The sequence below is a fragment of the Rhizobium sp. Rhizsp82 genome (assembly GCF_047325115.1).
GTDB lineage: Bacteria > Pseudomonadota > Alphaproteobacteria > Rhizobiales > Rhizobiaceae > Rhizobium.
The window spans coordinates 1629560-1647370 of the sequence record NZ_CP168570.1; the positions used below are offsets into that span (position 1 = coordinate 1629560).

At 60.8% G+C, this 17811-nt stretch carries 22 protein-coding genes; 7 read left to right on the forward strand and 15 right to left on the reverse strand.

Features of this window, described 5'->3' with window-relative positions; translation table 11 throughout:
• Entirely contained in the window at positions 1-705 is a 705-nt protein-coding gene (locus tag ACEN84_RS12725; protein WP_203429522.1) for an HAD family hydrolase, read from the reverse strand.
• 241 nt (positions 706-946) lie between these two features.
• Between ACEN84_RS12725 and ACEN84_RS12730 the strand changes: the two genes are divergently transcribed.
• Complete coding sequence (locus ACEN84_RS12730) at positions 947-1996, forward strand: aldo/keto reductase (protein ID WP_413711045.1); 1050 nt, start codon at positions 947-949, stop codon at positions 1994-1996.
• 8 nt (positions 1997-2004) lie between these two features.
• Here ACEN84_RS12730 and ACEN84_RS12735 read toward each other — a convergent pair whose 3' ends face one another.
• The 9 genes from ACEN84_RS12735 to ACEN84_RS12775 all read right to left on the reverse strand — a co-directional run bounded on the left by ACEN84_RS12735 (position 2005) and on the right by ACEN84_RS12775 (position 7037).
• Positions 2005-2529, reverse strand: coding sequence for a TadE/TadG family type IV pilus assembly protein (locus ACEN84_RS12735; protein ID WP_130278983.1), 525 nt, complete (start codon positions 2527-2529; stop codon positions 2005-2007).
• Positions 2529-3047: a TadE/TadG family type IV pilus assembly protein gene (locus ACEN84_RS12740; protein WP_203429519.1), complete on the reverse strand. Its 519-nt coding sequence runs from the start codon at positions 3045-3047 to the stop codon at positions 2529-2531. Before ACEN84_RS12740 ends, ACEN84_RS12735 begins: the two co-directional genes overlap by 1 nt.
• A complete protein-coding gene (locus ACEN84_RS12745; RefSeq protein ID WP_413711046.1) occupies positions 3044-4348 on the reverse strand; it encodes a pilus assembly protein TadG-related protein in 1305 nt (434 codons plus the stop codon). The genes ACEN84_RS12740 and ACEN84_RS12745 overlap by 4 nt, the downstream gene beginning before the upstream one ends.
• A gap of 182 nt (positions 4349-4530) precedes the next feature.
• On the reverse strand, positions 4531-4887 hold the full coding sequence (locus tag ACEN84_RS12750; RefSeq protein ID WP_413711047.1) for a DUF305 domain-containing protein: 357 nt from the start codon (positions 4885-4887) through the stop codon (positions 4531-4533).
• A gap of 71 nt (positions 4888-4958) precedes the next feature.
• On the reverse strand, positions 4959-5324 hold the full coding sequence (locus ACEN84_RS12755; RefSeq protein ID WP_413711048.1) for a DUF2946 family protein: 366 nt from the start codon (positions 5322-5324) through the stop codon (positions 4959-4961).
• A gap of 43 nt (positions 5325-5367) precedes the next feature.
• The gene (locus ACEN84_RS12760) at positions 5368-5679 is read right to left on the reverse strand and encodes a BrnA antitoxin family protein (protein WP_199626249.1); all 312 of its coding nucleotides are present in this window, start codon (positions 5677-5679) and stop codon (positions 5368-5370) included.
• Complete coding sequence (locus tag ACEN84_RS12765) at positions 5642-5920, reverse strand: BrnT family toxin (protein ID WP_130278978.1); 279 nt, start codon at positions 5918-5920, stop codon at positions 5642-5644. Before ACEN84_RS12765 ends, ACEN84_RS12760 begins: the two co-directional genes overlap by 38 nt.
• Before the next feature lie 66 nt (positions 5921-5986).
• The gene (locus ACEN84_RS12770; protein ID WP_413711049.1) at positions 5987-6748 is read right to left on the reverse strand and encodes a hypothetical protein; all 762 of its coding nucleotides are present in this window, start codon (positions 6746-6748) and stop codon (positions 5987-5989) included.
• Between the two features lie 55 nt (positions 6749-6803).
• The gene (locus ACEN84_RS12775) at positions 6804-7037 is read right to left on the reverse strand and encodes a hypothetical protein (RefSeq protein WP_025555534.1); all 234 of its coding nucleotides are present in this window, start codon (positions 7035-7037) and stop codon (positions 6804-6806) included.
• Positions 7038-7171: 134 nt separating this feature from the next.
• Between ACEN84_RS12775 and hisS the strand changes: the two genes are divergently transcribed.
• The 3 genes from hisS (at position 7172) to hisG (ending at position 10710) form a co-directional block, all read left to right on the forward strand.
• Entirely contained in the window at positions 7172-8686 is a 1515-nt protein-coding gene (gene hisS, locus ACEN84_RS12780) for a histidine--tRNA ligase (RefSeq protein ID WP_413711050.1), read from the forward strand.
• A 210-nt stretch (positions 8687-8896) separates the two neighbouring features.
• Positions 8897-10018: an ATP phosphoribosyltransferase regulatory subunit gene (locus ACEN84_RS12785; RefSeq protein WP_413711051.1), complete on the forward strand. Its 1122-nt coding sequence runs from the start codon at positions 8897-8899 to the stop codon at positions 10016-10018.
• Positions 10015-10710: an ATP phosphoribosyltransferase gene (hisG, locus tag ACEN84_RS12790; RefSeq protein WP_413711052.1), complete on the forward strand. Its 696-nt coding sequence runs from the start codon at positions 10015-10017 to the stop codon at positions 10708-10710. Before ACEN84_RS12785 ends, hisG begins: the two co-directional genes overlap by 4 nt.
• Before the next feature lie 75 nt (positions 10711-10785).
• Here the strand turns inward: hisG and ACEN84_RS12795 are convergent, their stop codons facing one another.
• Entirely contained in the window at positions 10786-11211 is a 426-nt protein-coding gene (locus tag ACEN84_RS12795) for a DoxX family protein (RefSeq protein WP_130278972.1), read from the reverse strand.
• Positions 11212-11409: 198 nt separating this feature from the next.
• Between ACEN84_RS12795 and ACEN84_RS12800 the strand changes: the two genes are divergently transcribed.
• The gene (locus tag ACEN84_RS12800) at positions 11410-12120 is read left to right on the forward strand and encodes a glutathione binding-like protein (RefSeq protein ID WP_112713041.1); all 711 of its coding nucleotides are present in this window, start codon (positions 11410-11412) and stop codon (positions 12118-12120) included.
• A 63-nt stretch (positions 12121-12183) separates the two neighbouring features.
• On the opposite strand, the gene ACEN84_RS12805 is transcribed toward ACEN84_RS12800, so the two are convergent.
• The 4 genes from ACEN84_RS12805 to groES form a co-directional block, all read right to left on the reverse strand.
• Entirely contained in the window at positions 12184-12630 is a 447-nt protein-coding gene (locus ACEN84_RS12805) for a hypothetical protein (RefSeq protein WP_112713039.1), read from the reverse strand.
• 139 nt (positions 12631-12769) lie between these two features.
• A complete protein-coding gene (locus ACEN84_RS12810) occupies positions 12770-12952 on the reverse strand; it encodes a hypothetical protein (protein ID WP_130278970.1) in 183 nt (60 codons plus the stop codon).
• Between the two features lie 333 nt (positions 12953-13285).
• Entirely contained in the window at positions 13286-14926 is a 1641-nt protein-coding gene (groL, locus tag ACEN84_RS12815) for a chaperonin GroEL (protein ID WP_025555501.1), read from the reverse strand.
• Between the two features lie 56 nt (positions 14927-14982).
• Entirely contained in the window at positions 14983-15279 is a 297-nt protein-coding gene (gene groES / locus ACEN84_RS12820; protein ID WP_004675403.1) for a co-chaperone GroES, read from the reverse strand.
• A gap of 196 nt (positions 15280-15475) precedes the next feature.
• On the opposite strand from groES, the gene chrA reads away from it, so the two are divergent.
• Positions 15476-16858, forward strand: a complete 1383-nt coding sequence (gene chrA, locus ACEN84_RS12825; protein WP_413711299.1) for a chromate efflux transporter — start codon at positions 15476-15478, stop codon at positions 16856-16858.
• 101 nt (positions 16859-16959) lie between these two features.
• On the forward strand, positions 16960-17808 hold the full coding sequence (locus ACEN84_RS12830; RefSeq protein WP_413711053.1) for a TIGR01459 family HAD-type hydrolase: 849 nt from the start codon (positions 16960-16962) through the stop codon (positions 17806-17808).
• Positions 17809-17811: the final 3 nt, after the last annotated feature.

A 17811-nucleotide genomic window follows, 5' to 3' on the forward strand; every position in this document is an offset into this window, starting at 1 on the left:
TTAGCCGAGCCCATCCAGCAGGTCCCGCAACTCGCCGAGATGCGGGATCTTGCGGAAACGGGGTGCATCGGATGGCTCGTCGATATGCTCCAGCACCCAGGTGAGCTCGTGCGGCACGAAGACGCCGTAGCTGCCAGCGGCAATCGCGGGCACGATATCCGATTTCAGCGAATTGCCGACCATCATCGCCCGCTCCGGCCCATCGCCGACCTTCGAAAAGATCCGCCGGTAGGTGACCGCCGTCTTGTCGGAGACGATCTCCACGGCGTCGAAGAAATCCCCGAGCCCCGATTGCGCCAGCTTGCGCTCCTGGTCGAAGAGATCGCCCTTGGTGATCAGCACCAGCAGGTAGTTGCCGGCCAGCATCTCCAGCGTTTCCTGCACATGCGGCATGGTCTCGACCGGATGCGAGAGCAGGTCGCGGCCGGTATCGAGGATCTGCGCGATCACGCTCGCCGGCACCTTGCCCTCGGTAATCTCGATGGCTGTCTCGATCATCGACAGCGTAAAGCCTTTGATGCCGAAGCCGTAATGCGCGAGGTTACGCTTCTCGGCTTCCAGTAGCCGCTCCGATATCTTCGGCCCCTCGGCGAAATCGGAAAGCAGCTCGGTGAACTGCGCTTCGGTCAGCCGGTAATATTGCTCGTTCTGCCAGAGCGTGTCATCAGCATCGAAGCCGATCGTCGTCAGCGCGTGCTTGCTCATCGGATGCTCCTGCAATTCCCTCAAGGCGAATCTATCGGCGGCTGCCGCCGAGACAAGGGCTTTGTTTTTTGCCGGTCAGGTTGCCGCATGCAGTTGAAAAGCCGAAACACGCACTTACGTACATCATGCCTCATCAGCAGCCAGCCCCGGCTGTGCCTGTTCCGCAGGCCAATAATCAAAAACATTGCATTCCGCAGCCCGCAGGCACCCCCGCCTGTGGCAGTCACAAGGAAATTTCCTCATGAAATACAATCAGCTTGGAAATACGGGCCTCTTCGTCTCGGAGATCTGCCTGGGCACGATGACCTTCGGCGAAGCGCATGATGGCAACTTCTGGGGCGCCATCGCCGATGTCGATCAGGCCGCCGCCGACAAGATCGTCGAGCGCTCGCTGGCAGCCGGTGTCAACTTCATCGACACGGCCGACGTCTATTCCTTCGGCGAATCCGAAAGGCTTCTCGGGCAGGCGCTAAAGAACCTCAACGTTCCGCGCAAGGACGTGGTCATCGCCACCAAGGTCTATAGCGTCATGGGCGACAAGCCGAATGATCGCGGCGCCTCGCGCGGCCACATCATGGATTCGGTCGAAGCCAGCCTGAAGCGTCTGCAGACCGATCATATCGATCTCTACCAGATCCATGCGACCGATACGGTGACGCCGATCGACGAAACGCTGCGCGCCTTCGACGATCTCGTCTCCCAGGGCAAGGTGCGTTACGTCGGCGTTTCCAACTGGCAGGCCTGGCGTGTCGCCAAGGCTCTCGGCGTCTCCGAACGCCGCGGCTTCGCCCGCTTCGAAACCATCCAGGCTTACTATTCGATGGCCGGGCGTGATCTCGAGCGCGAGATCGTGCCGCTGATGAACGAGGAAAAGCTCGGCCTGATGGTCTGGTCGCCGCTGGCCGGCGGTCTGCTCTCCGGCAAGTATGGCCCGGGCGCGCCCGGCAACGGCGAGGGACGCCGCGCCAATTTCGACTTCCCGCCTGTCGACAAGGACAAGGCATGGGAATGCGTCGCGGTGATGCGCGAAGTCGCCGAAAAGCATGGCTCGAGTGTCGCGACCGTGGCGCTCGCCTATGTGCTCGCCAAGCCCTTCGTCACGTCGGTCATCATCGGCGCCAAGCGCATCGAGCAACTCGACCAGAACCTCGCTGCCACGCAGCTGAAGCTCGATGCCGACGATATGAAGAAGCTGGATGACGTCAGCGCCTTGGCGCCGGAATATCCTGGCTGGATGCTTGCCCGCCAAGGTGCCGCGCGCCGCCCGGAACCCTTTGAACCGAAGGCCTGATAACAGGCTCAGTTAAACGCGACCGCGCTGATGAAGCGCGGCCGCGTGAAGGCGCGCTCGGCGAATGTCATCTGGCCGAAGCCGAGGATGCTCGAGAGCATCGTGTAGGTCGTGGCGCCCTCGACATAGATGACGGAATCGCCATCGGTGATTTGCGGCAGCGTCGAACTGTCGAGCACCTGCGCCTTCAGCAGGCTGACCGTGCCGCTCTCCTTCTTCCAGTCGAGCTTGTAGACGCCGCCGGTTTTCTTGATGCTCGAGATCCTGAGCGCGCTCGGCGCCGTGCTGTTCTGCTGCAGATTAGTGAAGACGCCGTAGATATTGGAGACGAAGGTGGCGTCGATCGATGTCTGCCTGGAAATCACGTCCGCCACCACGCCATTGGCTTCGACGATGTTCTGGTAGGTGCGGAACATGTCGAAGACGGCGACGCTGGCGATGAAAAAGAAGATCATCACCGGCGCGACAAAGGAAAACTCGATCGCCGAGGCGCCCGAGCGGCTTTTCAGAAACTCTTTCAGAATGCGGATCATCAGCCTGGCTCGTTCACGAAGGCAAAGCGCGAGGTCAGGCGCACGCCGCCGGTACTGTCTTTCGGCAGCGCCAGCCCGTAGCCCAGCCCCGGCACCAGAGGATCGACGACATAGCAGGCGCGGGCAAAGACGATCTGCGAGCGCTGGCCGCCGGTATAGGTCGTCACCGGATCGATATTGACGCTGCGGTCGACACAGGAGGTTTCCGACGTTGGAAAGTCGGTCGACTTGCTGATTGGCGTGAATTCGATGCGGATCGACTTGATGCAGTTGGTCAGGATGATCGCCTCGTCGCAGACCTTCTTCTTGAAATCGTCATAGGTGAAGTTCGAGCCGGCCACCTGCAGCGCGCGAGACCCGCGGCTGACGGCGCGATCTAGCATGATCGACTGAGTCATGATCCAACCGGCCTCGAATGTGGAGAAGACGAGCGAGAAGACGATCGGCGCGAGGATGGCGAATTCGATACCCGCAGCCCCGGCGCGATCCCGCCGGAGGCGCTTGAGAATGCCGGTCATTGCGTCAGCCTCAGCTTCTTGATGGATGTCGAGATCGACTTGAAGGCATCGCCGATGCCCGATCCCGAAGCCGGATAATAATGGCCGGGGCTGGTGGCGCAGTTGGTCATCTGCGTCGTCGCATTGCCGCTCACCTCGAAGCCGATCGTAAAAACGGTAATGCCGCTCGACTTCGCCGCCGTGCAGACCGAGGAGAGCATCTTTGCCGTATCGGTGGAGTTGATGATCTGCTTGTTGTCAGGCGCCTGGGTGACCGGGCGGCTGTAATCCTTCGGCCGGTACTGTTCGGTGATCGCGCCGTCGGTCATCAGCACGATGACCTTCATCGTATCGGGATCGCCGAAGGCCGCCGGACGGTTCGCAAACTTCGCATCCATCAGCTTGGCATCGACCGCCGCGTTGACGATGGTCTTTGCCGCCGGGTTCAGCAGCATATAGCCCCATTGCATCGCATTTTGCGTGCCGGTGCCGTCATGCAGTTCGAGCTGCGTGATGCGGTTCTTCAGATAGGTGGCATCATTGGAGAAATAGGTGATCGCTGTCGATTCCACCGGGCACCACCAGGGCTTCAGGTCGGTGCGCCCATAGTTCCATTGCGTGAAATGCGGAACCTGCGCCGCATCCTTGAAACTCGGCACGCTGCCGCCGAAGCCGGACGTGCTGAGCTCGATGCAAGACGAATTGGAGTGATCGCGCTTGGCGCCGAGCCTGTCGAAAATCGCCGAGCCGACATTCACATGACCGGCATAGGGCACGATGGTGATCGTCGTGTAATCCTTGGTTTCGTCGGTCAGAACCTGATCGATGAACTGCTGGGCGGCTTTCTTCAGGTTCTTGATGCGGTTGCCGTTCATAGAACCCGACATGTCGAGCATCAGCGACATCTCGATATTCTGCTTGGCTTCCTCCGCCGTCGAGACGGCCGCGACGCTGAGCTGGCGCACGCCGACGAGATGGATGAAGGTCGTGTCCATCACATAGGCGGCGCTGGCGCTGATCTTCCGCGAGTTCAGCCCCTTCGTCTCGGTGAAGTTGACGGCCACATCCTGCGCATAGGAGAGGTTTTTCATGAAGCTGCGGAGCGTATCCTCAGGCTTCTCCTTCTGGGAAAGCGAGGCAGCGGCCAGCACGCCGCGGTCGAGACCATCCTGCAGTTCGACACGGATCGCCTCATAGCGCGCCAGATCGATCCCCGCGCCGCCCGCTGCAATCAGCGGCACCAGCAGCAGCGCAAAGACCATGGCGACATTGCCCTTGGTTTCGCCGGCAAGCATTCGCGCTTTCGAAAGAAGATGTCTCATCGCTTTTCCTAAGTTGATGAGACCGTTTGTATTTTAGATAAATTAGAATTTCGTAATCAAAACATTACTAAGTCGTTGTAAATAAAACGCAAAAATAGAGTGCTAATTTATTCAGTATCGAAATACGAGTAATCTGGGCAAGGAAGCGCCGGCTTTTCACCGGCGCCTCCAGTCATGATTGATTACTTGGCGTTCTTACTCAGCCATGCGTTCATCTCGGCAATTTCCGCTTCCTGAGCCTTGATCACGGCTGCGGCGAGTTTGCGGATCTCCGGATCCTTGCCGTATTTGAGCTCGATCTTCGCCATGTCGATCGCGCCCTGGTGATGCGGGATCATGCCGCGAACGAAATCGATATCGGCATTGCCGGTCATCTTGACCATCATGTCCTTGTGCATCTTGGCATTGGCTTCGGCAAAGGCATGGCTGGACGGGCCGTGGTCGCCCATCGGTTTGCTCATATCCATCTGCATGTCCTCGGCAAATGCCGGGGCAGCGAAAGCGAGGGTGGAAATGATAGCGATGATTTTCATAGACATGCGAGGTCCTTCCTCTGTCTGACAAAAGAGAATGCACGATCGGTGTCGTGCAGGCGTAGTCGCGGGAATTGTCAGACGAGGCGGGGAGGAGGAGCCTGCGGCGCAGGGCGCAGATCTGCAAGCACTCTGCCGGCAGCCGGTGCCGGATAGGCGAAAACAGGCTTTCCGCCATCGACGATCACCACAGCCGCGGGTGTCACCAGACAGTAGGAGCAGGTCGTCATGTGGCCGGGATTGCCGGGCGAACACGGATCCTTCGCCGCGTCCTGCCCATGATCCATCGCCATATGGTGGGGCGTACCCATTTCTGGCATGTCATGCTGCATGCCGGAAGCGGCCGGCTGGCTCATCGACGCGCACATCGGACAGCCCGCCCAGGCGAACGCGCTGAACGTCAGCCACCCCAATATCATCGCCATGATCGCAACGAAACGCATGAGCCGAAGATAGGTGAGGGCGCCCGCTTCGCCAAGAGGTGCGTCAGAGCTTGGCAGCTTTTCTCAGGACTTCGTTGATCCGCCCCTGCCAACCCTTGCCGGTCGCCTTGAAGGCGTCGATTACGTCAGGATCGAGCCGCAACGAAATCTGCCGCTTCGGCTTCTCGACCGCAGGCCTGCCCCGCGCCCGGCGAATGCTCTCGGCAAGCTCTGGGAAGACCTCGGCGAAGGGCCGGGCATTCTTGAAGTCTTCCTCGGTCCATTCGGGATTGTCAGGATCTTCAGCGATGCCACGCTGAATCCGCGCCTCTTCCTCGTCAGTGAGGGCGGGAATGATCCGCTTGGATTTGCTCATAGAGTTTCCTCTCTTTCCGGCTCGCGGGCCGCATCGAGATGATCGAAATGCCCTCGCTCCCCAAGGTCGCGAAGACGACCGCAAGAATATCTCCGATGGCAAAGCCGATCGCCTTCAGCCGCCTGTCCCGCGCGTCGATGATCACAGCATCCGCAAAGAATTCGAGATCGAGCTCGCGAAAGTCGAGGCCGTGCTTCGCCAGATTTCGAAACCGCTTCGGCTCATCCCAAACGATCTTCACCGCAATGATATCCGATATTAAAAGTGATACAATAAATTCTGGATTGCAACCAGCATAATATGCATCTCAATAGTCGGCAATCACCTGATGGACGATCTGGTAGTCGCGGCTTTCCTCGCCGAGCGGCGCCACCGGCCAGCTCCAGGATGCCTTTATGTCCTGCGGCACCGAGACGCCCTGCAGCAGGTCGGCCGTCTCGTGCGTCTTTCCCGTCCGGTCGATCACGGCATAGGAGATATCGGTGACGAGGCAGTTGGCGCAGGGCAGCGCCCGCAGCCCCTCTATATGCGCGGCGATCAATCGCTGCACGGTATCATCAGGCATTGCGCTACCTTGCTCCGCCTCGAAACGCCGCTTCACCCCGCGGCCGATCTGCGACAGCAGGTTCGCCGAGATCACCAGATCGAGATAGGGGACGCCGCGCAGAAAGCCGAGCGGCTCCGCTTTGCCCGTTTGTCGCAAATCGTCATAGCCGGAGAGATCACGCTCGATCAGCCGGACGTTCCTGTAGCCCTTCGCCCTCAGCCACAGCCGCACAGAGGCGAGATGCACGAGATCGATTAGCACGACCGTATCGAACGCCTTCGCCAGCGCCTCGATCGGCACGTCGCGCAACAGCCCGGATCCGAGCACGACGACCGTCCGCTTCTGTCGAAGAGCGGCAGCCGCGGTAAGCATCGCCGCCCGGCTCTTCTCCTCATGCTCCGCCCATGGCCCGCTGCAGCGCCGGGCGCGCGACCAGAGATTGACGGAATAGCGGATATAGCCGCGGTGGGCCTTGGTCGTCACGGGAACTGTGGCGGCATACTGGAGGATTTCGGCGATCATGGAATTCTACGTGCACATTCCCGGCAATATAAACTGTGTGCGTTGCTGACAGCGGCTAATCGGTCAGGCCGAGGCGCCGCCGCAAGAAATCGTCGATGGTATCGGCGGATTCCCCGCTTTCGATACTGTCCAGCTCGGCTTCAGCCTCCTCAAGGTCCTGCGCGTCCTCGACATATTGCTGGATGACCTGGAAGACATAATCCTCGACAGACATCTCAGCCTCGGCGGCGTGCTCGGCGATGATTGCGTGCATTTCATCGGGCATTTCGATGGTCATGATCTTGGTCATCGCCGGGCTCCTTTTCGCGGGAAATCTATAGCAGCGGGCGGCGCTGTTCGCCAGCCGTTGCCCTTGCCGCCCCCGGCTCGTTCCTCTAAGAGAACCCTTCATTCAGCAGTTTGGAAAATCTGGCCAGTAACCCTATGAACGACAAGCAGAAGAAACCGCAAAAGCTCAAGGCCCGCCTGCCGCGTGGCTTCGTTGACCGCTCGGCTGCCGATATCCGCGCCGTCAACGAAATGACCGCGAAGATCCGCGAGGTCTATGAGCATTATGGTTTCGATCCTGTCGAAACGCCGCTCTTCGAATATACGGATGCGCTCGGCAAGTTCCTGCCGGATGCCGACCGTCCGAACGAGGGCGTCTTCTCGCTTCAGGATGATGACGAGCAGTGGATGAGCCTGCGCTACGACCTGACGGCGCCGCTCGCCCGTCATGTCGCCGAGAATTTCAACGATATCCAGCTGCCCTACCGCACCTATCGCGCCGGCTACGTGTTCCGCAACGAGAAGCCAGGCCCCGGCCGCTTCCGCCAGTTCATGCAGTTCGATGCCGATACGGTTGGCGCGCCCGGCGTCCAGGCCGATGCCGAAATGTGCATGATGATGGCCGATACGCTCGAAGCCCTCGGCATCAAGCGCTGCGATTACGTGATCCGCGTCAATAACCGCAAGGTCCTCGACGGCGTTCTCGAAGCGATCGGCCTCGGCGGTGACGACAAGGCCGCCCAGCGCCTCAACGTACTGCGCGCCATCGACAAGCTCGACAAGTTCGGCCCCGAGGGCGTCGCCTTGCTGCTCGGCCCCGGCCGCAAGGATGAATCCGGCGACTTCACCAAGGGTGCCGGTCTCGACCAGAGCCAGATCGACAAGGTCCTCTTCTTCGTCGGCATCAAGGACTATGCCGAAAGCGCTGATAAGCTCGCCGAGCTGGTGGCCGGCACGTCCAAGGGCGGCGAAGGCGTCGAGGAACTGAACTTCATCGGCAGCCTCGTCACCAGCGGCGGTTACGACAGCACCCGCATCAAGATCGACCCCTCCGTCGTCCGTGGCCTCGAATATTACACCGGCCCGGTCTACGAAGCCGAGCTCCTCTTCGACGTCACCAACGAGAAGGGCGAAAAGGTCGTCTTCGGCTCTGTCGGCGGCGGTGGCCGTTATGATGGCCTCGTCTCGCGCTTCATGGGCCAACCGGTTCCCGCGACCGGCTTCTCGATCGGCGTCTCGCGCCTGATGACGGCGCTGAAGAACCTCGGCAAGCTCGGCCAGAGCGAAGTCATCGAGCCTGTTCTCGTCACCGTCATGGATGGCGATGTCGAGGCGATGGGCCGGTACCAGCGCCTGACGCAGGAGCTGCGCGCCGCCGGTATCCGCGCCGAGATGTTCCAGGGCAACTGGAAGAAGTTCGGCAACCAGCTGAAATATGCCGACCGCCGCGGCTGCCCCGTCGCCATTATCCAGGGTGGTGACGAGCGGGCGCAGGGCGTCGTGCAGATCAAGGACCTGATCGAGGGCAAGCGCCTCTCCGGTGAGATTGAGGACAATGCCAGCTGGCGCGAAGCGCGCGTCGCGCAGGAAACCGTGCCGGAAGCCGACCTCGTCGCCAAGGTGAAGGAAATCCTGGCGGCCCAGGCGGAAGACCGGAAGCGGGCGGGCTGAGATGGTGGCTATAGACCCCCCTCTGCCCTGCCGGGCATCTCCCCCACAAGGGGGGAGATCGGCTGGGCTCTGGTCCACAATTTCCGATCTGACGTCTCCTTCGGCTCTGCGCATGCGAGGGACGCGTGCACTCGCATCCTTCGATCTCCCCCCTTGTGGGGGAGATGTCCGGCAGGACAGAGGGGGGTACTCCCCGGAGGCATCAGCGATATGCCCCTGACGAACCTTCCCAACTTCGCCCCCGACCTCCTAACCGAGTTCGCCACCCGCAAGACCGAGCGCATCGATACGCCCGTCATTCAGCCGGCCGAACCCTTCCTGGATATCGCCGGCGAGGACCTTCGCCGCCGTATCTTCATGACGGAGAGCGAGACCGGCGCCAGCCTCTGCCTGCGCCCGGAATTCACCATTCCCGTCTGCCTGCGCCACATCGAGACCGCGACCGGCACGCCGAAGCGCTATTCCTATCTCGGCGAAGTCTTCCGTCAGCGCCGTGATGGCGGCAACGAGTTCTATCAGGCAGGCATCGAAGATCTCGGCGAGACCGACACGGCGAGCGCCGATGCGCGTGCCATCGGCGATGCCGTCGCCATCCTGCAGCGGCTGATCCCCGGCAAGACCTTCTCGACCGTTCTCGGGGACCAGGCGGTGTTCGAAGCCGTTGTCCAGGCGCTCGGCCTGCCGCTCGGCTGGCAGAAGCGGCTGATCCACGCCTTCGGCAACATGACGCAGATCGAGGCGCTGCTTGCGAGCCTCGTTAGCCCGCAGTTCGTCACCGGTCTCGACGATGAGATCGCCAGGCTCGTGGCAGCAGGCGACGACCAGGCGCTGATCGCCCATATCGACCAGACGATGGAAGCGACCGGCTATTCCACCAATGCCAGCCGTTCGCCCGCCGATATCGCCCGCCGTCTCAAGGAAAAGCTGGTGCTCTCCGAGACCCGGCTCGATGACGATGCCTTCCGGGTGCTGGAAGAGTTTCTGTCGCTGAATGTGCCGCTGGCCGACGCGTCCTCGGCGCTGGCAGGCTTTGCCGATGCCGCCGGCCTGAAGATCGGCACCGCGCTATCGCATTTCGACAGCCGCTTGGCGGCACTCTCCAATGCCGGTCTCGATCTGTCCTCGATGGATTACCGCGCCGCCTTCGGCCGCCCGCTGGATTACTATACCGGCCTCGTCTTCGAGGTCAGCGTCGAGGGCTCGTCGGCGGTTCTCGCCGGTGGCGGCCGCTTCGACAAGCTCCTTAATTTCCTCGGTGCGAAGGAACGCATCCCGGCCGTCGGCTTCTCGCTCTGGCTCGACCGCATCGAAACGGAAAGGGCAGCGGCATGACCGTTACCATCGCACTGCCATCCAAGGGCCGGATGAAGGACGATGCCTCGGCGATCTTCGAGCGCGCCGGCATGAAGATCACTGCCGTCGGCAACGACCGCTCCTATCGCGGTCGCGTCGAAGGCTGGGATGATGTCGAGGTCGCCTTCCTGTCGGCTTCGGAAATCTCCCGCGAACTCGGCAACGGCTCGATCGATTTCGGCGTCACCGGTGAGGATCTGGTGCGCGAAGGTTTGGCGGAGACCGACAAGCGCGTCGAATTCTGCGCCCGCCTCGGCTTCGGCCATGCCGATGTCGTCGTCGCCGTTCCGGAAATCTGGCTTGATGTCGATACGATGGCCGATCTCGGCGATGTCGCCGCCGACTTCCGCGCCCGCCACGGCCGCCGCCTGACCATCGCCACCAAATACTGGCGCCTGACGCAGCAGTTCTTCTCCAGCCAGCACGGCATCCAGCTCTATCGCATCGTCGAGAGCCTGGGCGCCACCGAGGGCGCGCCTGCATCCGGCTCGGCCGATATCATCGTCGATATCACCTCCACCGGCTCGACGCTGCGGGCAAACCACCTGCGCGTTCTGAACGACGGCGTCATCCTGCGCTCGGAGGCCTGCCTGGTGCGCGCCCGCAAGGAAAGCCACGCGGCCGAGCCCGTCGTGGCGAAGATCGTTGCCGCCGTCCGCGGCGCACTCTGATTTTTCAGCATGCTGAAAACGAAAAAACCCGCCGTCGCGAGACGGCGGGTTTCTTTATGCTTGGGAGGCTTCGGCTTAGGCCGTGAGAGCCGATACACCGCGGCGGGCGTCGATCGAGTAGGCACCGGCACCGACAGTTGCGAGCAGGATGTAGGCACCAGCCAGCGTGAAGTTCTTCATGACCATGATCTGGTTCAGGATGTTCACGAGTTCAGCACCGCTTGCATAGGGCAGGTGGAAGACGACGGCGGTGAACACACAGAAGGCAGCGAGCAGCCAGCCGACGATGCGAACCTGGAAGCCGACGAGAACGGCAAGGCCGGTCAGCAGTTCGAAGAGGCCTGCGAGATAGGTCAGAGCGGTTGCGGCCGGAAGGCCAGCACCAGCGATCATGCCGGCAGTGCCAGCCGGGTCGGTGATCTTGCCGAAGCCGGCGAGGATGAACATGAACGACAGCAGGATGCGGGCAAGCACGAGAAGAAGGCTAGAGGTATTCGACATGGACGTAATCTCCGTTTGAATGACTGTGAGATCCGCTGATCTCGTTGGCCACACTTGTCGCGCATTTTGTCGCAGCTGGAAAGATAAACGAACGGGGACGGTTCGTTCAGTATTTTGAAACGATCGTCTCTTGAAGGCGGCTTGTCTTCCCGGCGGTCGCTCTCTTATGGTCGGCCACCAACCCCCACGGAGATTTCAATGGCAGACCTTTCAAGCTTCCCGATCACCGAGCGCTGGCCGGCAAAGAACCCGGATGTCATCCAGCTCTATTCGCTGCAGACGCCGAATGGCGTGAAGATCTCGATCGCGCTGGAAGAGCTCGGTCTGCCCTATGAGCCGCATTATGTCGGCTTCGCTCAAAACGACCAGAAATCCGCGGAATTCGTCTCGCTCAATCCGAACGGCCGCATACCCTCGATCATCGATCCCAATGGTCCGGATGGCAAACCGATCGGCCTCTTCGAATCCGGCGCCATCCTGCTCTATCTCGCGGAGAAGACCGGCAAGCTGATCCCTGCCGATGCCGCCGGCCGCTATGAGACCATCCAGTGGGTCTTCTTCCAGATGGCCGGCATTGGCCCGATGTTCGGGCAGTTCGGCCATTTCTACAAGGCGGCAGCCGATAAGGTCGCCAACAACAGCTATCCGATGGAGCGCTACCGCGATGAGGCCAAGCGCCTGCTGAGCGTGCTGGAGAGCCGCCTGCAGGGCCGCCAGTGGATCATGGGCGATGAATACACCATCGCCGACATCACCACCTTCCCGTGGATCCGTGGCGCCGACATCTTCTATGGCGGCCGCGAGGTGCTGGAATACGCGAAATTCCCGGCCGTGATGGCCTGGCTGGAGCGCTGCATCGCCCGCCCGGCAAGCGCCAAGGGGCTGAACATCCCGGTCAAGCCGGTGTAAGTCAAACAGCAAAGGCCGGTCGCAGGACCGGCCTTTTTCAATTCTGTGCCTGCGCAGTGACGCTTACTGGCGGCTCGCCATCTGGTTGGCGCTGTCGAGCTTGAAGCGCGGGAAGATGAAGACGCCGACCATGCTGCCGCTGTACTTCTCTTCCAGTCCGGCAGACTCGCCCATGCAGAACAGCGGCTGGCGGAAGCCGTTCGGCATGACGATGGTCGTCGAGAAGCAGAAGGAGGAGGAAAGCGTCGCGGCCTGCTCGAAGAGCGCCAGGATATGGGCGCGATCCTTCACGTCGTAACAGCGCATCAGGCTGAGCAGCCCGCATTCCCGGCCGGCGAGACCATGGAGCATCGAGCTCCATTCGCCAAGCTGGATGACGCCGCTGGAGAAATCGCCGTTCCACGCTTCAGAGACGGAAAACTGCGCGAGCATTTCCTGGTTGTGATGGGTCAGATCAAAGGAGCCAGGCGTAAGAGGGGCTGCAACATTGGCTTTGGCGATCTTGAACAAATGGGGTTCCCCGTGTCGTGCGCAGTTCTATGCAGCGCTCGTGCGGTGTGACGAAAACATCTTCATGCGACACCGGTCATCATGTCCGGGCGTGAGCAAAATACGGCGCCGCCAATGCGGAACCCTTCTCATGCTCTTTTCAAAATTCTGGCGCGGAATGCTCTGCAGCCGGCGTCATTTGCAAAATACGGTCTTCCGCTGGCGGGCGGAAAAATATCGTCATGCACTGCAATTTGCAGCGCGGATTTATAGGCAGTTTTTGAGAGGCGGCAAATGCTTTTTCGGGGGTAATCCGCAACGCGAAGGATGCGATATATTGCATGCTTCTATAAAAGGTAGAAGAAATCAAAGTAAAAAGTTGCCCGTTTTGTGAGATGTAAACGGTTACGCTTCGCAAAAATTTCACATTGCAGCGGTGAAACCAATTTCACTGAGAGTATTTCACCTGATGACAAAAAACGCCGCTTGGTAAGTCTCGCGAAAGCTTCGGAGTCCGATTTTCGCACAAAATAGACGCTTAAACGTTTTACCAGTTCGGTTCCTGTGGCCTCGAAAATTGGTAAGGCCGAATCGGTTCTCCGCAAACAAAAAGGGCGGCCCGAAGACCGCCCTTCCGTAACTGAACCGGTTGGCTCAGATGTTAGACCCGAAGGTCTTACATCATGTCCATACCGCCCATGCCGCCCATGCCGCCAGGCATGCCAGCCGGAGCGTCCTTCTTCGGCAGCTCGGCGATCATGGCTTCCGTGGTGATCAGCAGCGAAGCAACCGAAGCTGCGTTCTGCAGAGCCGTACGGACGACCTTGACCGGGTCGACGATGCCCATGGCGATCATGTCGCCATATTCGGACGTCTGGGCGTTGTAGCCGTAGTTGTCCTGATCCTTGTCGAGAACCTTGCCGACAACGATCGAAGCTTCGTCACCAGCGTTTTCTGCGATCTGGCGAACCAGAGCCTGCAGAGCGCGGCGGATGATGTTGATGCCAGCTTCCTGGTCGTCGTTCTCACCCTTGGACTTGATCTTCGTAGAAGAGCGCAGCAGAGCGATACCACCGCCCGGTACGATGCCTTCCTGAACAGCAGCGCGCGTCGCGTTCAGAGCGTCGTCGATGCGGTCCTTCTTTTCCTTGACTTCAACTTCCGTCGAACCGCCAACGCGGATAACGGCAACGCCGCCAGCGAGCTTGGCAAGACGTTCCTGCAGCTTTTCGCGGTCGTAGTCGGAAGAGGTTTCTTCGATCTGAGCCTTGATCTGGGCAACGCGGCCTTCGATGTCGGACTTGGCGCCAGCGCCGTCGACGATCGTGGTGTTTTCCTTCGAGATCGAAACCTTCTTGGTACGGCCGAGCATGTCGAGCGTAACGGATTCGAGCTTGATGCCGAGGTCTTCGGAGATGACAGTGCCGCCCGTCAGGATGGCGATGTCTTCCAGCATGGCCTTGCGGCGGTCGCCGAAGCCAGGAGCCTTGACGGCAGCGATCTTGAGGCCGCCGCGCAGCTTGTTGACGACGAGCGTAGCAAGAGCTTCGCCTTCGACGTCTTCAGCGATGATGAGGAGCGGCTTGCCGGTCTGAACGACGGCTTCGAGAACCGGGAGCATCGACTGCAGGTTCGAGAGCTTCTTCTCGTGGAGGAGAATGAAGGCGTCTTCGAGGTCAGCAACCATCTTTTCCGGGTTGGTGACGAAGTACGGGCTCAGGTAGCCGCGGTCGAACTGCATGCCTTCGACGACTTCGAGTTCGGTTTCAGCGGTCTTGGCTTCTTCGACGGTGATAACACCTTCGTTGCCGACCTTCTGCATGGCTTCAGCAATATCGAGACCGATCTGCTTTTCGCCGTTTGCGGAGATCGTGCCGACCTGGGCAACTTCTTCCGAAGTGTTGATCTTCTTGGCCTTGGCCTGGAGATCCTTGACGACTTCGGCAACAGCGAGGTCGATACCGCGCTTCAGATCCATCGGGTTCATGCCGGCTGCAACAGCCTTGGCGCCTTCGCGAACGATGGCGCGGGCCAGAACCGTTGCCGTCGTCGTGCCGTCGCCGGCGATGTCGTTGGTCTTCGAAGCAACTTCGCGGACCATCTGGGCGCCCATGTTTTCGAACTTGTCTTCAAGTTCGATTTCCTTGGCGACCGATACGCCGTCCTTGGTGATGCGCGGAGCGCCGAAGGACTTGTCGATAACGACGTTACGGCCCTTCGGGCCGAGGGTGACCTGCACTGCGTCAGCGAGGATGTCGACGCCGCGCAGCATCTTTTCGCGCGCAGAGCGGCCGAACTTTACTTCTTTAGCTGCCATTTTGATAACTCCTGAAAAGGGGTGTCAGCGATAATCGGGACGGGATGACCGGCTGATTAGCCGATGATGCCCATGATGTCGGCTTCCTTCATGATGAGAAGGTCTTCGCCGTTGATCTTGACTTCGGTGCCCGACCACTTGCCGAACAGAACGCGGTCGCCGGCCTTGACGTCGAGAGCGACGACCTTGCCGGACTCGTCACGAGCGCCGGAGCCGACGGCGACGATTTCGCCTTCCTGCGGCTTTTCCTTAGCGGTGTCCGGGATGATGATGCCACCCTTGGTCTTTTCTTCGGACTCAACGCGGCGAACGACGACGCGGTCGTGAAGGGGGCGGAAATTGGTGCTTGCCATTGTCTAATCCCTCGATCAAATGACATTCGCGGACCGGGGTGGCCCACATGGATGAGTGTTAGCACTCTCCAATGAGGAGTGCTAGACGCCGTGCATTTAGGGATGGCTCCAGAAAGAGTCAAGGAAAGCCTTCGCGGATTTTTGCGCCGGAATTGTGGAGAGGGTGGGGGATTTGTCTGACGTGGTTGCCGAACCCATGCCGCGGCCCGCTTTTTCCGAGGCTTTTGCCGTCTGGGCCCGCATCGGCTGCCTGAGCTTCGGCGGCCCCGCCGGCCAGATCGCCCTGATGCACAAGACGGTGGTCGAGGAAAAACGCTGGATTTCCGAAGACCGTTTCCTGCACGCCCTTAACTATTGCATGCTTCTGCCCGGCCCGGAGGCTCAGCAGCTCGCCACCTATATCGGCTGGCTGATGCATGGCGTTCGCGGCGGCATCGCTGCCGGCCTGCTCTTCATCATGCCGGGCTTTCTCGTCATCCTCGTGCTCTCCGGTCTTTACGCCTATTTCCAGAATGCCGAATGGCTGCTGGCGCTGTTCTTCGGCCTGAAAGCCGCCGTGCTCGCTGTTGTCATCGAGGCGCTGATGCGGGTCGCCGGCCGTGCATTGAAATCGCGCTTTCATTATTATGTGGCGGCCGCCTCCTTCGTGGCGCTCTTCCTGCTCAATCTGCCATTCCCGCTCGTGGTCCTCGCCGCAGGCATCGCCGGCTTCGTCGTCGAGCGGCGCAGGCGAAAGGCGGAGGGTGTGGCGCCTGTCGAGGCTCCGGCGTCGGCGGGAATGCTGTCGGGACTGACCAGCCGCCATATCGCCAGGCCGTTCCTGATCCTCGCCTTCTGGGTCCTCGTCTGGCAGTTCCCGCTGTTGATCGTTCGCGGATTGCACGCGCCGTCCGATCTCATCGCCGAGGCGCTGAGCGGCGAGACCAACGTCTTTGCCGCCGTCTTCGTCTTCTTCTCTAAGATGGCCGTCGTCACCTTCGGCGGCGCCTATGCCGTTCTCTCCTATGTCGCGCAGATAGCGGTCGAGCACTATGCCTGGCTGCGCCCCGGCGAGATGCTGGACGGGCTGGCACTGGCCGAGACGACGCCGGGGCCGCTGGTCCTCGTCCTCTGTTTCGTCGGCTTCATGGCCGGGTTCCGCAATGCGCTCGGCATCGACCCGTTGTTCGGCGGCGTGATCGGCGCCAGCCTCGCGGCATGGGCCACCTTCGTGCCGAGCTTCGTCTGGATCTTCGCCGGCGCTCCCTTCGTCGAGAAGCTTCGCCAGAACAAGATCTTGTCGGCAGCGCTCTCGGCGATTACCGCTGCCGTCGTCGGCGTCATCCTCAATCTGGCGCTCTGGTTCGGTCTTCACGTGCTCTTTGCCGATGTCGGCAATATCGCGCTGTTGTCGCGCGCCACCGGCCTTCCGCTCGTCAGCCTCGCCTGGCCGGTCTGGAGCACGCTGAACGTCGCCGCAGCACTGATTTTCGTTGCCGCCTGCGTCATGCTCTTCCGCTTCAAGCTCGGCATGGTCAGCATCCTCGGCTTTGCCGCTGTCGCCGGTCTCGCCGTGCGCGGCGTCGAGCTGCTTCTCTAGCGGCGCGCTCCTGTTTTTGCGCCGTGAGGCCGAAAAAACCTTGCCATCCCGCCGGGCCTTTGCAATGTCACGCCTGATTGAAAAGCAAACGGGATATCGGAATGGCCAAGCGCATCGGAAGTTTTGCGGAAATCACCAGCCAGTATGACGCGGTGTTCTGCGATGTCTGGGGCGTGCTCCACAATGGCGTCGATCCCTTTCCGAAGGCAGCCGCCGCACTGGAAGCCGCACGCGGCGAGGGGCTGACGGTCGTCCTCATCACCAATTCCCCGCGCATCGCCCCGCTGGTCGTCGATCAGCTGCGCCATATCGGCATTCAGGACGGCGCTTACGATCGCATCATCACCTCCGGTGACGTCACCCGCGGCCTGATCGCCGAAGGCCCGAAGAAGGTCTTCCTGCTCGGCCCCGAGCGCGACATCGCCATCATCGAGGGCCTCGGCGTCGAGCGCGTCGATGCCAAGGAAGCAGAGTCCGTCGTCTGCACCGGCTTCTTCGATGACGAGAAGGAGGTGCCGGAAGACTATACGGAGATGCTCAAGGAGTTTCAGTCGCGCGACGTGCCGATGATCTGCGCCAATCCTGATCTGGTCGTCGAGCGCGGCCACAAGATGATCCCCTGCGCCGGCGCCATGGCTGCCTACTACAACCAGCTCGGCGGTTCGACCCGCATTGCCGGCAAGCCGCACACGCCGATCTATGACGCCGTGCTCGAGACCGCCAAGGAACTGCGCGGCGATTTCCCGAAGAGCCGTATCCTCGCAATCGGCGACGGAATGCCGACGGATGTGCGCGGCGCCCTCGATTACGGCCTCGACCTTCTCTATATCAGCGGCGGTATCCACGCGAAGGAATACACGCTGAACGGCGAAACGGATGAAGCCATCCTGCACGCCTATCTCGAGCGTGAGAAGGCCGCGCCGAAGTGGTGGATGCCACGCCTCGCATAAGAA

Bases quoted from the DNA above. Each gene is read 5' to 3' on its own strand.
- ACEN84_RS12725 (WP_203429522.1), bottom strand. From the start codon at position 705: ATGAGCAAGCACGCGCTGACGACGATCGGCTTCGATGCTGATGACACG.
- ACEN84_RS12730 (WP_413711045.1), top strand. From the start codon at position 947: ATGAAATACAATCAGCTTGGAAATACGGGCCTCTTCGTCTCGGAGATC.
- ACEN84_RS12735 (WP_130278983.1), bottom strand. From the start codon at position 2,529: ATGATCCGCATTCTGAAAGAGTTTCTGAAAAGCCGCTCGGGCGCCTCG.
- ACEN84_RS12740 (WP_203429519.1), bottom strand. From the start codon at position 3,047: ATGACCGGCATTCTCAAGCGCCTCCGGCGGGATCGCGCCGGGGCTGCG.
- ACEN84_RS12745 (WP_413711046.1), bottom strand. From the start codon at position 4,348: ATGAGACATCTTCTTTCGAAAGCGCGAATGCTTGCCGGCGAAACCAAG.
- ACEN84_RS12750 (WP_413711047.1), bottom strand. From the start codon at position 4,887: ATGTCTATGAAAATCATCGCTATCATTTCCACCCTCGCTTTCGCTGCC.
- ACEN84_RS12755 (WP_413711048.1), bottom strand. From the start codon at position 5,324: ATGCGTTTCGTTGCGATCATGGCGATGATATTGGGGTGGCTGACGTTC.
- ACEN84_RS12760 (WP_199626249.1), bottom strand. From the start codon at position 5,679: ATGAGCAAATCCAAGCGGATCATTCCCGCCCTCACTGACGAGGAAGAG.
- ACEN84_RS12770 (WP_413711049.1), bottom strand. From the start codon at position 6,748: ATGATCGCCGAAATCCTCCAGTATGCCGCCACAGTTCCCGTGACGACC.
- ACEN84_RS12775 (WP_025555534.1), bottom strand. From the start codon at position 7,037: ATGACCAAGATCATGACCATCGAAATGCCCGATGAAATGCACGCAATC.
- hisS (WP_413711050.1), top strand. From the start codon at position 7,172: ATGAACGACAAGCAGAAGAAACCGCAAAAGCTCAAGGCCCGCCTGCCG.
- ACEN84_RS12785 (WP_413711051.1), top strand. From the start codon at position 8,897: ATGCCCCTGACGAACCTTCCCAACTTCGCCCCCGACCTCCTAACCGAG.
- hisG (WP_413711052.1), top strand. From the start codon at position 10,015: ATGACCGTTACCATCGCACTGCCATCCAAGGGCCGGATGAAGGACGAT.
- ACEN84_RS12795 (WP_130278972.1), bottom strand. From the start codon at position 11,211: ATGTCGAATACCTCTAGCCTTCTTCTCGTGCTTGCCCGCATCCTGCTG.
- ACEN84_RS12800 (WP_112713041.1), top strand. From the start codon at position 11,410: ATGGCAGACCTTTCAAGCTTCCCGATCACCGAGCGCTGGCCGGCAAAG.
- ACEN84_RS12810 (WP_130278970.1), bottom strand. From the start codon at position 12,952: ATGCAATATATCGCATCCTTCGCGTTGCGGATTACCCCCGAAAAAGCA.
- groL (WP_025555501.1), bottom strand. From the start codon at position 14,926: ATGGCAGCTAAAGAAGTAAAGTTCGGCCGCTCTGCGCGCGAAAAGATG.
- groES (WP_004675403.1), bottom strand. From the start codon at position 15,279: ATGGCAAGCACCAATTTCCGCCCCCTTCACGACCGCGTCGTCGTTCGC.
- chrA (WP_413711299.1), top strand. From the start codon at position 15,476: ATGCCGCGGCCCGCTTTTTCCGAGGCTTTTGCCGTCTGGGCCCGCATC.
- ACEN84_RS12830 (WP_413711053.1), top strand. From the start codon at position 16,960: ATGGCCAAGCGCATCGGAAGTTTTGCGGAAATCACCAGCCAGTATGAC.